Here is a 14115-nt window from a genome sequence, read left to right as displayed (position 1 = left end):
ATTGACGGTCATCGCGGCCGGTGGAACAGTCGACGCATCACAATCTGACGGTTCGTCAGAAACTCGCAGATACGCACGAGGATGGTGAACCTCCTTGGAATTCGGTCTCTTTGTACAGGGATACGTGCCCGCCGAGCGGGCCAAGGTCGACCCCGAAGCGGAGCACAAGGCGCTCATCGAGGAGACCGAGTACGTCATCCAGGCGGACAAGTCCGGCTTCAAGTACGCCTGGGCGTCCGAGCACCACTTCCTGGAGGAGTACTCACACCTCTCCGCCAACGACGTCTTCCTCGGCTATCTCGCCCACGCCACCGACCGCATCCACCTGGGTTCCGGGATCTTCAACCCGCTCGCCCCGGTGAACCACCCGGTCAAGGTCGCCGAGAAGGTCGCCATGCTCGACCATCTCTCGGAGGGCCGCTTCGAGTTCGGGTCGGGGCGCGGCGCCGGGTCGCACGAGATATTGGGCTTCATGCCGGGCATCACCGACATGAACCACACCAAGGAACTCTGGGAAGAGACCATCGCCGAGTTCCCCAAGATGTGGCTCCAGGACGAGTACGTCGGCTTCCAGGGCAAACACTGGTCGCTGCCGCCCCGCAAGGTCCTGCCCAAGCCGTACGGGAAGTCGCACCCGGCGATGTGGTACGCCGCCGGGTCCCCGCCCTCGTACGCGATGGCAGGGAAGAAGGGGCTCGGGGTGCTTGGCTTCAGCGTGCAGAAGGTCTCCGACATGGAATGGGTCCTGGAGTCGTACAAGACGGCCGTGAAGGACGCCCAGCCGGTCGGTGACTTCGTCAACGACAACGTCATGGTGACCTCGACGGCGATCTGCGCCGAGACGCACAAGAAGGCCGTCGAGACCGCCGTCAGCGGCGGGCTCAACTACCTGCAGTCGCTGTTGTTCCGGTACCACGACACCTTCCCCCGCCCCGAGGGCATTCCCGAGTGGCCCGAGCTGCTCCCCGAGTACACCGAGGAGATCATCGAGCTGCTCATCGCCGAGGAGCTGATGATCTGCGGCGACCCGGACGAGGTGCTCACGCAGTGCAAGCGGTGGGAGCAGGCGGGGGCGGATCAGCTCAGCTTCGGGCTGCCGATCGGGATCTCGCCCGAGGACACGAAGAACACGATCAAGTTGATCGGTGAGCATGTGATTCCGAAGATCGATACGGATCCTGTGCATCGGACGTCGCGCTTCCGTCAGGCGGGGGCTTCCTGAACCCCCCCTCAGCTGCCCCGGCCTTCCCTTCCCGGACGGAGGCCGGGGCACCCTCTGCGCCCTTCGGGCGTGTCCTCAAGCGCCGGACGGGCTTCTCCCGCCCACCCACCCGTTCTGGACGGGTCGAATCCGCACCGAAAACCGCCGATCAAGGGGGCTGTCCACCGTCATGCTCGACCACCTCATCAAAGGCGCCACCGTCGTCGACGGGACCGGCGCCCCCGCGTACACGGCCGACGTCGGCATTCGGGACGGGCGCATCGCCGTCATAGCCGAGCCGGGGACCACGGCCGAAGAGGCCCGGTCCAGCGAGGACGCCCAAGGGCGCATCCTCGCCCCCGGCTTCGTCGACCCGCACACGCACTACGACGCCCAGCTCTTCTGGGACCCCTACGCCACCCCGTCCCTGAACCACGGCGTCACCACCGTCGCGGGCGGCAACTGCGGTTTCACGCTGGCGCCGTTGAACCCCGCGCGCCCCGAGGACGCCGACTACACGCGGCGGATGATGTCCAAGGTCGAGGGCATGTCGCTGGTGGCCCTCGAAGAGGGTGCGCCCTGGTCGTGGAGTTCGTTCGGCGAGTATCTGGACGCCCTTGACGGGCGCGTCGCCGTCAACGCGGGCTTCATGGTGGGGCATTGCGCACTGCGGCGGTACGTCATGGGCGCGGACGCCGTGGGCGGCCAGCCGTCGCCCGAGCAGATGGAGGAGATGCTGCGGCTCTTCCACGACGCCATGGACGCCGGCGCCTGGGGTCTTTCCACCACGCAGTCGTCCACGCACTCGGACGGCGACGGGCAGCCGGTGGCATCCCGCCACGCGAAGCCCGACGAGCTGCTCGCGCTCAGCCGGGCCGTCGCCGAGCACGAGGGCACCCAGCTCGAAGCCATCGTCGCGGGCTGTCTGGATCAGTTCAGCGACGACGAGATCGACCTGTTCGTCGAGATGAGCGCCGCCGCCGGGCGGCCCCTGAACTGGAACGTCCTCACCATCGACGCCGCCGTGCCCGAGCGCGTCCCGCGCCAGCTGGTCGCCAGCGAGCGCGCCCGTAAGTCCGGCGGCCGGATCGTGGCACTGACGATGCCGATCCTCACCCCCATGAACATGTCGCTCGGCACCTTCTGCGCCCTGAACCTGATCCCGGGGTGGGGAGACGTGCTCGGTCTGCCCGTCCCTGAGCGGATCGCGAAACTGCGCGACCCGGAGGTCCGCGGCGAGATGCTGCGGCGCGCCGAGAGCAAGGAGGCCGGGGTCTTCCGACGGCTCACGCACTTCGACCGGTACGTCATCGGGGACACGTACTCCAGGGAGAACGAAGGCCTCACCGGCCGTGTCGTCGGCGACATCGCCGCCGAGCGCGGGCAAGAGGCCTTCCAGTGCCTCGTCGAGATCTGCGCCAACGACGACCTGCGTACGGTCCTGTGGCCGATGCCCTCCGACAACGACCCCGGCTCATGGGCCCTGCGCCAGGAGACCTGGCAGCACGAGGACGTCATGCTGGGCGGCTCCGACGCGGGCGCGCACCTGGACCGGATGTGCGGCGCCCCGTACACGACCCGGTTCATCGGGGACTGCCTGCGGGGCCGCAAGCTGGTCGGCCTGGAGCAGGCGGTGAAGATGCTCACCGACGATCCCGCGCAGCTGTTCGGGCTGCGGGAGCGGGGCCGTATCGAGGAGGGCTTCCACGCCGACCTCGTCCTCTTCGACCCCGAGCGCATCGACGCGGGCAAGGCCACGCTGGTGCACGACCTGCCCGGCGACAGCCCGCGCCTCGACTCCAAGGCCATCGGCGTCAACGCCGTGTGGGTCAACGGGGTCGAGGCCATCCGCGAGGACCGCGTGACGGGCGCGACTCCCGGCACGGTGCTTCGTTCGGGGCGGGACACCAGGACGGTGAGCACCAAGTGAGCGGCCAACTCGCGGGCGAGCAACGGCTGTTCATCGGCGGGGAGTGGGTCGAGCCGGCCGGCGGGCACTACGAGGTGATCAACCCCGCGACGGAGGACGTGGTCGGCCTCGCCCCCGAGGCGAGCCGCGAGCAGGTGCACGCGGCGGCCGGCGCCGCCCGCGAGGCCTTCGCCACCTGGTCGCGCACGACCCCCGAGGAACGGGCCACGGTCCTTGACCGCGCCGCGTCGATCATGCAGCGCGACTTCGTCCCGTACGCGGAACTCGCCCAGGCCGAGAGCGGCGCGACGACGGGTACGGCGCGGGGCATGCAGGTCGCGGTGTCGGTGGCGCGCTTCAAGCGGTACGCGAAGGGCGCCCTGGAACCGGTGGAGGCAGGCCTGCCGCCGCAGATCAACGAGGCGGGGCCGATGGGGAGGGCGGGCGTCGTGGGGGCGCTCACCGTCCGCCAGCCGGTGGGGGTCGTCACCTGCATCACCTCGTACAACAACCCGTGGGCCAATCCCGCGGGCAAGGTCGCGCCCGCCCTGGCCATGGGCAACACGGTCCTCGTCAAGCCCGCCCCGCAGGATCCGCTGTCGGTGTACCGGATGGCCGCGGCGCTGGAGGAGGCCGGGGCGCCGCCTGGTGTGGTGAACGTGGTGAGCGGCGCGCGCCCCGAAGCGGGCGAGGCGGCCGTGGACTCTCCGGACGTCGACATGGTGAGCTTCACCGGCTCCACGTCGGTGGGGCAGCGCATCGCCGAGGTGTGCGGCCGTGACATGAAACGCCAGCTGATGGAGCTCGGCGGCAAGGGCGCGGCGCTCGTCTTCGATGACGCGGACCTGGACTCGGCGGTGGCGGGCATCGGGACCACGTTCTCCTTCTACAGCGGCCAGATCTGCACGGCTCCGACGCGGGTGATCGCGCACCGTGCCGTCTACGACGCCCTGATCGAGAAGCTGACGGACTACATCGGCTTCATGAAGGTCGGGGACCCGCGGGAGAAGGGGACGATCGTCGGCCCGGTGATCTCGGCCGCGCACCGGGACCGCATCGAGTCGTACGTGGAACTGGGGCGGAAGGAGGGTGCGCGGGTCGTCGCGGGCGGCGAGCGCCCTGCCTCGTTCGAGAAGGGCTTCTACGTCGCCCCGACGCTGCTCGCGGACTGCACGAACGACATGCGGGTGGTCCGGGAGGAGATCTTCGGCCCGGTCGTGGTGGTGGTCCCCTTCGAGGACGAGGAGGAGGGCATCGCGCTCGCCAACGACAGCGACTACGGCCTCCTCGACTACGTCTGGTCGGGCGACGTGGCCCGCGCCTTCCGGGTCGCGCGGCGGCTGCGCGCGGGCGGGGTCGGCGTGAACACCATCGGCCGGAACATGGAGGCGCCGTTCGGCGGGTTCAAGCGGAGCGGGGTGGGCCGGGACGTGGGGTCGTACGCGCTGCACGCGTACAGCGAGCTGCAGTCGATCGTGTGGCCGGGGTGATGCGGCGCCCGGGGTGATGTGACCCGGTTGATGTCCGTTATGTGGAACGCGGGAAGACGCTCGGGAAAATTTTGAAACGGGCAAAACGGACAGTGCTGCGGTTCTCGCATACCGGACGGTCTGGCTTTTGCCTGGCAAAGAGCAACCGTTCCGGTTGAGCGATCAAGCAATCAATGGCAGGTGTCCCGATTCGCCCATCGATTACAAGACGCGAGATGCGGATCTAGACCCTCCGTATGTGGAAACCGCAGCCCTTAACGTCCTGTTCATGACCCAGTTGGACGTACGGCCCCAGGCCGGAGACACGGTAAACGGCGCCCCCGACGGGGGCGTACGCGCCAAAGGGCTCGGCGGTAACTCCGTCGGCCTCATGGGCAGCGCCGTCATCGGCATCTCGACCGTCGCCCCCGTCTACTGCCTGACGTCGACCCTCGGCTCCACCGCCGGCGAGGTCGGCCTCGCCATGCCCGCGGTCTTCCTCGCGGGCTTCCTGCCGATGCTCTTGGTGGCCTTCGCCTACCGCGAGCTCAACAAGGCCATGCCGGACTGCGGCACGTCCTTCACCTGGACGGTCAAGGCCTTCGGCCCGCGGATCGGCTGGATGTGCGGCTGGGGCCTTGTCATCGCCACGATCATCGTCCTGTCGAACCTCGCAGGCGTGGCGACCTCGTACTTCTGGCTCCTGGCGGGCGAGATCACGAGCAGTGACTCGGTGGCCGCCCTCGACGACAACAAGGCCGTCCACATCCTCACGTGCCTGGCCCTGATCGCTGCGGCGACCGCGATCAGCTATCGCGGGATGACGGCCACGAAGGGGGTGCAGTACGCGCTGGTGGGCCTGCAGCTCGTGGTGCTCGCGCTCTTCGTCGTGATGGCTCTCGGCAAGGCCCGCAGCGGTGACATCGCCGGGTCCATGGACTTCTCCTGGTCCTGGCTGAACCCGTTCTCCGTCCAGTCCTTCGGCGCCTTCACGGCCGGTCTCTCCCTGTCGATCTTCATGTTCTGGGGATGGGACGCGTGCCTGACCGCCAATGAGGAGACCACCGGCAGCGAGAAGACCCCGGGCCGCGCGGCGCTCATCTCGATGGTCGTCCTGATCGGCTCCTACCTCGCCACCGGCATCGCGGCCCAGATGGCCGTCGGTTCCGGCGACAAGGGCCTGGGCCTCGCCAACCCGGACACCTCCGACAACGTCTTCGCCGCGCTCGCCGGGCCCATCATGGGCAACGGCCTCGGCATCCTGCTCTTCGTCGCGGTCCTCGCGTCGGCCGCCGCGAGCCTGCAGACCACGTTCATCCCGGTGGCCCGCACGGTCCTCGCCATGTCGACGTACGAGGCGCTTCCCGCCTCCTACGCGCGCGTGCACCCCCGGTTCAAGACCCCCGGCCGCGCGACGGTCGTCGCGGGCGTCGCGACCGGCGTCTTCTACACGGTCATGACGCTGGTCTCCGAGCACGTCCTGGTCGACACGATCTACGCGCTCGGCCTCATGATCTGCTTCTACTACGCGCTGACGGCCTTCGCCTGCGCGTGGTACTTCCGCCGCACACTGTTCTCGTCCCCGCGCGACTTCGCCTTCAAGGGCTTCTTCCCGGTGTTCGGCGGCCTCCTGCTGACCGCGGTCTTCGTCAAGACGCTCGTGGACATGTGGAACCCCGCCTACGGCAGCGGCTCCTCCGTCTTCGGTGTCGGCTCGGTCTTCGTGATCGGCGTGGGCCTGCTGCTGGTCGGCGTGGTGATCATGCTGGTGATGGGCCGCAAGAGCCCCGCGTTCTTCCGGGGCGAGGTCCTGAAGCGGGACACTCCGGCGCTGGTGGTCGCGGACTGACGCTCAGCGCCCGAGGAGCTTGTGCAGCGACGCCTTCAGGTCGGTGAAGAAGGCGTCGCGGTGTTCCTGGGGGATGAGGTCCAGGGACAGGTACGGGTTGAGGTCCTCCAGTTCGACCAGGAGCAGGTCTCCTGAGCGCGTGCGGCAGGCGTCCACGCGCTGGATGCCGTGGTCGATGGTGTTCCAGTCGATGAACCGCTGGGCGAAGGCCAGGTCGGCGGGGGTCGGGGTGTAGGGCTCCAGGGCCCAGCGCCTGTCCGGGTGCGGTGCGTGGAGTGCGTACTGGAACGTGTCGTCGACGAAGTAGAACGACACCTCGTACGTGAAGTCGATGCGGGGCTGGACGAGGAGCGTGCCGTCGGGCTTGGTGGCTGCGTGGGTCTCCAGCTCGGCCCGGGTCAGGAACTCCAGGCCTATCGAGTCCGCGCCCTGCTTGGGCTTGATGACGTACTCGGACGTGTCCGGGAGCCTTTCGATGTCCGCCGGGCGGTCGACCGTCGGGATCACCGGGTGGCCCTGCGCCGTCAGGTCGACGAGGTACTGCTTGCCCGCCATGTCCGCGCTGCCGGTCAGCTGGTTGTACACGCGGGTGCCCGAGGCGAGCGCCTGGGCGCGGAAGGCGTCGAAGGCCGCCTGGTAGTTCAGGACCGGGCCGCTGTTGCGGATCAGCACCGCGTCGAAGGAGTCCATCAGCGCCGCCGCGTCCAGCGGGTGGCACAGCGCCGTGTCGAAGTCCTCGCGGAGGCGGGAGGCGAGCGCGATGTCCTCGTCGCAGTACCGGCGGCCCCGCGCCTCGTAGGTGAGGTCGGTGACGAGCAGGACGCGGGGCTTGGCGGACGGCATGGGGCGGCTCTCCTGGGGCAGCGGGGGCGGCGGCTTCGGATCTTCGACCCTATGGAGGTCGCCCTGGCCCCGCCCCGCCGCCCCCGGAGTGACTAGTGCCGGCCCAGGAACACCGGGTTCGTGAACGCCCGCAGCGGGCCCGGGAGCCCCGTCGTCACCGGGGCGTGGCGGACCTCGGCCCGTACGTAGGCGGCGTACGACGGCGTGGTGCGCCACTCCGCCGTGCCGGTCCCGGAGGCGGGCAGCGCGGGGCCGGTGAAGAGCACGCCCTGGTCCGTGACGAAGCGGATCGTGCAGCCGGGGGCTCCGGTGACGTCCAGGCGGACCGTCACCGGGGCATCCTGCTCGACGTGCAGGCGTTCGCCGATGCCCGCTTGCTTGCCCCTGCCGCCGGTGGCGGTGAACTTGAGCGTGACGTCCTTGGTCTCCGCGACGTAGCTGTGGCCCGCCCGGATGCCCGCCTGGATCGCCTCGCGGGTCAGGTCGTCCGCGAGGACCACCGTCTGCGGAGTGCCGATGGGGTCGGGGTCGCGGTGCGCGTCGCTGTTGCCCATGGCCGGGATCCAGCGCCCCCGGCCCCGGACCGAGGCGACCAGGGTGCTGTCCCAGTCGGCGAGGGCGATCTCGTCGTCCGGGGTGTAGGGGCCGTTCCACGCCTCGATCACGTCCGCTTCCCCGAAGCCGAACTTCCAGTTGCAGCCGATGCAGGTGGTGTGCGGGTGGGCGGGGACGACGAGGCCGCCCGCGTCGCGGATCTCGCGGGCGTACTTGCCGAAGCGGTTGTCGCGTGCGCGGTAGCGCCAGTCGATGAACGTGCCGGGATCGGTGCCGAGGGCGACCACGTGGCCGTTGCGCGTGGTGACCTCCTCGCCCAGCATCACGAGGAGGTCGTCGCCCGCGGCTTCGGCCCAATGGGCGTGCGCGGAGTGCGTGTTGTGCTCGGAGGAGTTGATGAAGTCGAGGCCGGCGGCGCGCGCGAGGGCCGCGATCTCCGCCGGGGTGCGCCTGCCGTCCGAGTGCCAGGAGTGCAGATGGCAGTCGCCGCGGTACCAGGCCCGGCCCCGGCCCTTCGCCCGCTCCGGCGGGTAGGCGGGCCTCGGCGTCCTGCCGGGCGCCCCGTACTTGAGGGTGATCGTGACCTCGTAGGGCAGGCCCTGCGGTGCGACGGTGTAGGGGCCGAGCGCGATGTTCCAGGTGCCTGCCTTGACCGGGCCGGGGACGTAGCCGGGCGTGGCCTCGGCGGCGCGGATGAAGAACTCCGTGCGCGCGCCGCCCGACCAGCCGCGGAAGCCCTTGCCGCCGAGGGCGGTGCCGCGCTGGTCGAAGATGCCGATGTCCAGGGCGTTGCCCTGGGTGCCCGCCGGGACGGTGACCTTCTCGTAGGTGTACGAGACGTGGATCTCCCGTACGCCGTCGGGGACTTCGACCGGCAGGTACACGAAGTCGGGCGATCCGGTGGGCAGCGTGCCGCGCGCCACCTTGGTCTCGTCACCGCTTCCGGGTGCACGCCCTGCGGCGCTCGCGAAGCTCACGGTGTTCAACGTAAGCGCGGCGGCTGCTCCCGTCACGAGCAGACCGCGTCGGTTCAGGGGTGTGTTGGCGGATCTGGTCCCGTGGTGTTCGTCCTCGCACATGTGTCGGCTCCCCAGGGTGTCGGAAGGGACTGCAGGGCAACCCTGGTATTCAGCCGTGAACTCTGCGGCAAGGGAAGGCAATTGACAGACTTCTGCGGGGTGTCGGGCGCGGACGCCGGTCCGCCGCTCTCAGTCGCCGCGGCGGGCCCTGCGGGTGCGGCGCAGGACGAGCAGGATGACGAGGAGGGGGACGAGTACGAGGACGGCGATGATCACGCCCTCGACCAGCCCGAGCGACCCGCCCTTCCCCTTCCCCTTCTTCTTTTTCCGGGGCTTGGGCTTCGACTCGTCCGCGCCGGGAGCGGCCGGCGCCGCCGCCGGCGCGGAAGCCGCAGCTGACGTGGAAACCGCTGCTGACGTGGAGGCCGCTGCGGCCCGTGGCGGGGCCGCGTGCGCGGCGGCGGAGACGGTCCCGCCAAGGAGCGCACCGAGCAGCAGCAGTACGGTCGCGAAGCGAAGTCGCATGACAAAACCCTAGGGGAAGCGTGGCCCCGCGCCTAGGCGCTCGCGCCCGCCGCTCGAAGCGCCGCGGCCGTCTCCTGGTGTGAGCCGTGGGTCGCCCAGTACAGCGGGGTGTTGCCCGTGCCGTGGTCCTCGCGGCGGTTCGGATCCGCACCGTGCGCGAGGAGGGCGCGGACCGTGTCGGTGTGGCCCCAGCACGCGGCCCCGCACAGGGGCGTGCCCTCGTCGCCGTGGCCGCTCTCGGAGTCGGGGTCCGCGCCTGCCGCCAGAAGCACCCGGACGACGGGCGCCGTGCCGTGGACGGAAGCGCCGTACAGCGGTGTCGTGCCGTCGGCGTCGGCGGCCTTCGGGTCCGCGCCCGCGCGCAGCAGCGCCTTCACTTCGGTGGTGCGGCCCGACCGGGCCGCCAGGACCAGCTTGGCCGACATCTTCTTGCGGCGCCTTCTGCTCATGGGGGCAGGGTAATGCGGCGGGCGCGTGAGGCGGTCGGATTTTTCCCTCCGCCGGGCGGCGGAGGCGCAGGGGCCCCGATCCGCCCGTACGGCGATGTGGCGGCCCGCTGCCCGCGGCCAGCATGGCTGTCATGCCACTGAAGCTGACCGCACTGCCCGATGTCCCCCGGTGGGCCGCGCTCGCCGCCCACGCCGTGCCCCTGGCCACCCTGCCCTCCGGGCTGTGGCGGATCGCGCTCGTCGCCGGGCTTCCGGTGGCGGACGTGCCCGTCGAAGGCTGGGGCGAGATGCTCTACGTCCTGGGCCTCAGCGTCGTCTCCGAATGCCTCGCCCTGCTTACGCTCGGCCTGGTGCGGGGGTGGGGCGAGGTCGTACCGGGTTGGATACCGCTGATCGGCGGCCGCCGCGTACGACCGCTGGCCGCGGTGGTCCCGGCGCTGCTCGGAGCCGCCGGCCTCATCCTGATCACGGGCTGGTTCGTCTACGCCGCCTATGCGGACCTGGGCCCCGGAGTAACGGACAGCACCACCCGCCAGACGATCCTCGTAGCCTGCTACGCACCACTGCTCCTGTGGGCGCCACTGCTGATCGCGGTGACGGTCGCGTACTACAGGCGGCGGACGCGAGGAGCGGGCACGGCATGGACTCCTGTGCCGGTGGCGGCTAGTAAGTGAGGCCCGTCGTTCTCGGAACCGGAGGCCGCCACATGCGAGTTGCCGCCACCCTTTACCTCACCGACCGGACCATCACCCCGGTCCGCCTGGCGCAGGAGCTGGAGCTGCGGGGGTTCGCGGGGGTCTATCTGCCCGAGCACTCCCATATTCCCGTGTCCCGCGAGACCCCGTACCCCGGCGGTGAACTTCCGCCCGAGTGTGCCCGCATGCTCAACCCCTTCGTCGCTCTCGCGCAGGTCGCCGCCGTCACGGAGCGGCTCGGGCTCGGCACGAACATCACGCTCGTCGGGCAGCACGACCCGATCGACCTGGCCAAGCAGATCGCGACCCTCGACCACCTCTCCGGCGGCCGTTTCACCCTCGGCATCGGCTACGGCTGGAACAAGGAGGAGGCCGCCGACCACGGCGTCGAGTGGCGCACCCGGCGCGCGCTCGTGCGGGACCGGATGGCTGTCATGCGGGCCCTGTGGGCCGAGGAGCCCACCTCGTACGAAGGGGAGTTCGCGAGCGTGCGGGCCAGTGAGGTTCATCCGAAGCCGGTGCGTGCGCCGCGCCCGCGGCCTGGAGGGCCCTTGCACGGCCCACGCACCCTCATCGGCGGAGCCGCAGGCCCCAAGCTCTTCGCGCAGATCGCGGAGTACGCCGACGGCTGGCTGCCCATCGGCGGCGGCGGGCTGCGCGAGACCCTCCCCGCCCTGCGCACCGCCTGGGCGGATGCGGGCCGGGACCCCGCGGAGCTGTACGTGGCGCTCTCCGCCGTGCAGCCGACCGAGGGAAAACTCGCCCACTACGCGGAACTCGGCGTGGACGAGGTCATCGTGCAGCTCCCGGCGGCCGGAGAGGCCGAGGTGCTGCGCGCGCTGGATGAATTCCAGCCACACGTGCAGGCGATACGTGCACCCCGCACCCGCCTCCGGTGACCGGCACTGACCTGTAGCTGTTTCTCCGCGCGGTCGCTCGTATGCTCGGACGCATGACCAACAGCGCGCCGCAGGACAAAGCACCCCAGGGGCCGGCGCCGGCGCCGGCACGGCCCACCGCGAACGCCATGCGCCGCGCGCTCAAACGCGCAAGGGACGGCGTCGCGCTCGACACCGCCGAGGCCGCCGTGCTGCTCCAGGCACGCGGCGACGACCTGAAGGACCTCGCCGCCTCCGCCGCGCGCGTGCGCGACGCGGGCCTCGCGGCGGCGGGGCGGCCCGGCGTCATCACGTACTCGAAGAGCGTCTTCATCCCGCTGACCCGGCTGTGCCGGGACAAGTGCCACTACTGCACGTTCGCGACCGTCCCCGGCAAGCTGCGGCGCGAGGGCCACGGGATGTTCATGTCCCCGGACGAGGTCCTCGACATCGCGCGACGCGGGGCCGAGATGGGCTGCAAGGAAGCCCTGATCACCCTCGGCGACAAGCCCGAGGACCGCTGGCCGGAAGCGCGGGAGTGGCTGGAGGCGGCGGGATACGACGACACGATCGCGTACGTACGCGCCATCTCGATCCGCATCCTGGAGGAGACGGGTCTGCTGCCGCACCTCAACCCCGGCGTCATGACCTGGACGGACTTCCAGCGCCTCAAGCCGGTCGCGCCCAGCATGGGGATGATGCTGGAGACCACGGCCGAGCGGCTGTGGTCCGAGCCGGGGCAGCCGCACTACGGCTCGCCCGACAAGGAACCGGCCGTCCGGCTACGGGTGTTGGAGGACGCGGGGCGTTCGTCCGTGCCCTTCACGAGCGGCCTGCTCATCGGGATCGGGGAGACGTACGAGGAGCGCGCGGACTCGCTGTTCGCGCTGCGCCGCGTGTCGCGCTCGTACCACGGCATCCAGGAACTGATCATCCAGAACTTCCGCGCCAAGCCGGACACGGCGATGCGCGGCATGCCGGACGCCGAGCTCGACGACCTGGTCGCGACGGTCGCCGTGGCCCGGCACATCATGGGCCCGTCGGGCTGCCTCCAGGCGCCGCCCAATCTCGTCGACGGCGAGTACGACCGCCTCATCGGCGCGGGCATCGACGACTGGGGCGGCGTCTCACCGGTCACGATCGACCATGTGAACCCCGAGAAGCCCTGGCCGCAGCTCGACGAGCTGGCCGAGCAGTCGGCCGCAGCGGGCTTCCGCCTGGAGGAACGGCTGTGTGTCTACCCGGAGTTCGTGCAGCGCGGTGAGCCATGGCTCGACCCGCGGCTCCTGCCGCACGTGCGGGCGCTCGCCGACCCGGAGACGGGCCTCGCGCGCCCCGACGCGGTCGTGGAGGGCCACCCGTGGCAGGAGCCCGACGAGGGCTACGTCGCCGCCTCCGGCCGGACCGACCTGCACCGCACCATCGACACGACGGGCCGCACGTCCGACCGGCGCGACGACTTCGACGAGGTCTACGGCGACTGGGAGGCCCTGCGCGAGCAGGCCGCGCCCGGCATGGTCCCCTCGCGCATCGACGGCGACGTACGGGCCGCCTTGAAGACGGCCGCCGACGACCCGACGCGCCTTACGGACGAGCAGGCCCTCGCGCTGCTGCACGCGGACGGGCCCGCGCTCGACGCGCTGTGCTCCGTCGCGGACGATCTGCGCACGTCGGTGGTCGGCGACGACGTCACGTACATCGTCACGCGCAACATCAACTTCACGAACGTCTGTTACACCGGCTGCCGCTTCTGCGCGTTCGCCCAGCGCCGCACGGACGCGGACGCGTACACGCTCTCCCTCGACCAGGTCGCGGACCGGGCCCAGCAGGCGTGGGAGGTCGGCGCCACCGAGGTGTGCATGCAGGGCGGCATCCACCCGGACCTGCCCGGCAGCGCGTACTTCGACATCGCGCGGGCCGTGAAGGAGCGCGTGCCGGGCATGCACGTGCACGCCTTCTCACCGATGGAGGTCGTGAACGGCGCGACCAGGACCGGACTTTCGATACGGGACTGGCTGAGCGCCGCGAAGGAAGCGGGCCTGGACTCGATCCCCGGTACCGCCGCGGAGATCCTCGACGACGAGGTGCGCTGGGTCCTGACGAAGGGCAAGCTGCCGACGGCGACATGGATCGAGGTCGTGAGCACGGCCCACGAGCTGGGCATCCGTTCCTCGTCCACGATGATGTACGGGCATGTGGACCAGCCGCGCCACTGGCTCGGGCACTTCCGCACGCTGGCCGGGATGCAGGAGAAGGCGCTGGCCAAGGGAGTTGAGGGCTTCACGGAGTTCGTGACGCTGCCCTTCATCCACACGAACGCGCCGGTCTATCTGGCGGGCATCGCGCGCCCCGGCCCGACCACCCGCGACAACCGCGCGGTGGTGGCGATGGCACGGCTGCTGCTGCACCCGCACATCCCCAACATCCAGACCAGCTGGGTGAAGCTCGGCACGGAGGGCGCGGCGGAGATGCTGCGCTCGGGGGCGAACGACCTGGGCGGCACGCTGATGGAGGAGACCATCTCCCGGATGGCGGGCTCCAGTTACGGCTCGTACCGCTCGGTGAAGGACCTCGTCGCGATCGCGGAGGAGGCGGGACGCCCGGCGAAGCCGCGGACGACGCTGTACGGCGAGGTGCCGGTGGAGCGCCAGGAGGCGGCCGCCGCGTCGGACGGCCACCTCCCGGAGCTGCTGCCGGTACTGGAGTAATCCCTACCGGGGGAG

Annotated in this window: 11 protein-coding genes; 7 read left to right on the top strand and 4 right to left on the bottom strand. The window is 70.5% G+C overall.

The window, feature by feature from the left end; genetic code table 11:
• Positions 1 to 94 precede the first annotated feature (94 nt).
• The 4 genes from ACIBCK_RS14845 (at position 95) to ACIBCK_RS14830 (ending at position 6428) form a co-directional block, all read left to right on the top strand.
• The gene (locus ACIBCK_RS14845) at positions 95 to 1222 is read left to right on the top strand and encodes an LLM class flavin-dependent oxidoreductase (protein WP_399390181.1); all 1128 of its coding nucleotides are present in this window, start codon (positions 95 to 97) and stop codon (positions 1220 to 1222) included.
• Positions 1223 to 1391: 169 nt separating this feature from the next.
• Positions 1392 to 3131, top strand: a complete 1740-nt coding sequence (locus ACIBCK_RS14840; RefSeq protein ID WP_399390179.1) for an amidohydrolase family protein — start codon at positions 1392 to 1394, stop codon at positions 3129 to 3131.
• Entirely contained in the window at positions 3128 to 4600 is a 1473-nt protein-coding gene (locus ACIBCK_RS14835) for an aldehyde dehydrogenase family protein (RefSeq protein WP_399390177.1), read from the top strand. The genes ACIBCK_RS14840 and ACIBCK_RS14835 overlap by 4 nt, the downstream gene beginning before the upstream one ends.
• A 268-nt stretch (positions 4601 to 4868) precedes the next feature.
• Positions 4869 to 6428, top strand: a complete 1560-nt coding sequence (locus ACIBCK_RS14830) for an APC family permease (protein WP_399390175.1) — start codon at positions 4869 to 4871, stop codon at positions 6426 to 6428.
• Positions 6429 to 6431: 3 nt separating this feature from the next.
• Here ACIBCK_RS14830 and ACIBCK_RS14825 read toward each other — a convergent pair whose 3' ends face one another.
• From ACIBCK_RS14825 to ACIBCK_RS14810, 4 genes are all read right to left on the bottom strand, one after another.
• The gene (locus ACIBCK_RS14825; RefSeq protein ID WP_399390173.1) at positions 6432 to 7271 is read right to left on the bottom strand and encodes a hypothetical protein; all 840 of its coding nucleotides are present in this window, start codon (positions 7269 to 7271) and stop codon (positions 6432 to 6434) included.
• A gap of 92 nt (positions 7272 to 7363) precedes the next feature.
• Entirely contained in the window at positions 7364 to 8905 is a 1542-nt protein-coding gene (locus ACIBCK_RS14820) for a CehA/McbA family metallohydrolase (protein ID WP_399390171.1), read from the bottom strand.
• A gap of 129 nt (positions 8906 to 9034) precedes the next feature.
• Positions 9035 to 9370, bottom strand: coding sequence for a hypothetical protein (locus tag ACIBCK_RS14815; RefSeq protein ID WP_399390169.1), 336 nt, complete (start codon positions 9368 to 9370; stop codon positions 9035 to 9037).
• 32 nt (positions 9371 to 9402) lie between these two features.
• Positions 9403 to 9819 (bottom strand): ankyrin repeat domain-containing protein, encoded by a 417-nt coding sequence (locus ACIBCK_RS14810; protein ID WP_399390168.1) that lies wholly within the window; start codon positions 9817 to 9819, stop codon positions 9403 to 9405.
• A 131-nt stretch (positions 9820 to 9950) separates the two neighbouring features.
• Here ACIBCK_RS14810 and ACIBCK_RS14805 point away from each other — a divergent pair, with 131 nt between their 5' ends.
• From ACIBCK_RS14805 to ACIBCK_RS14795, 3 genes are read left to right on the top strand one after another with little or no spacing between them, the layout of a single operon-like run.
• Entirely contained in the window at positions 9951 to 10493 is a 543-nt protein-coding gene (locus ACIBCK_RS14805) for a hypothetical protein (protein WP_399390167.1), read from the top strand.
• A gap of 32 nt (positions 10494 to 10525) precedes the next feature.
• Entirely contained in the window at positions 10526 to 11413 is an 888-nt protein-coding gene (locus ACIBCK_RS14800) for an LLM class F420-dependent oxidoreductase (protein ID WP_399390165.1), read from the top strand.
• A gap of 53 nt (positions 11414 to 11466) precedes the next feature.
• The gene (locus tag ACIBCK_RS14795) at positions 11467 to 14100 is read left to right on the top strand and encodes a bifunctional FO biosynthesis protein CofGH (RefSeq protein WP_399390163.1); all 2634 of its coding nucleotides are present in this window, start codon (positions 11467 to 11469) and stop codon (positions 14098 to 14100) included.
• The last annotated feature ends 15 nt before the right edge of the window (positions 14101 to 14115 follow it).

This window comes from Streptomyces sp. NPDC051218 (assembly GCF_044455475.1).
In the GTDB taxonomy this organism is placed as follows: domain Bacteria; phylum Actinomycetota; class Actinomycetes; order Streptomycetales; family Streptomycetaceae; genus Streptomyces.
Note: the sequence above shows the minus strand (reverse complement) of the source record. Positions and strands in the feature narration are given on the sequence as shown.

Coding starts and splice junctions, on each gene's coding strand:
- ACIBCK_RS14840 (WP_399390179.1), top strand. CDS start 1,392: ATGCTCGACCACCTCATCAAAGGCGCCACCGTCGTCGACGGGACCGGC.
- ACIBCK_RS14830 (WP_399390175.1), top strand. CDS start 4,869: ATGACCCAGTTGGACGTACGGCCCCAGGCCGGAGACACGGTAAACGGC.
- ACIBCK_RS14825 (WP_399390173.1), bottom strand. CDS start 7,271: ATGCCGTCCGCCAAGCCCCGCGTCCTGCTCGTCACCGACCTCACCTAC.
- ACIBCK_RS14820 (WP_399390171.1), bottom strand. CDS start 8,905: ATGTGCGAGGACGAACACCACGGGACCAGATCCGCCAACACACCCCTG.
- ACIBCK_RS14815 (WP_399390169.1), bottom strand. CDS start 9,370: ATGCGACTTCGCTTCGCGACCGTACTGCTGCTGCTCGGTGCGCTCCTT.
- ACIBCK_RS14810 (WP_399390168.1), bottom strand. CDS start 9,819: ATGAGCAGAAGGCGCCGCAAGAAGATGTCGGCCAAGCTGGTCCTGGCG.
- ACIBCK_RS14805 (WP_399390167.1), top strand. CDS start 9,951: ATGCCACTGAAGCTGACCGCACTGCCCGATGTCCCCCGGTGGGCCGCG.
- ACIBCK_RS14800 (WP_399390165.1), top strand. CDS start 10,526: ATGCGAGTTGCCGCCACCCTTTACCTCACCGACCGGACCATCACCCCG.
- ACIBCK_RS14795 (WP_399390163.1), top strand. CDS start 11,467: ATGACCAACAGCGCGCCGCAGGACAAAGCACCCCAGGGGCCGGCGCCG.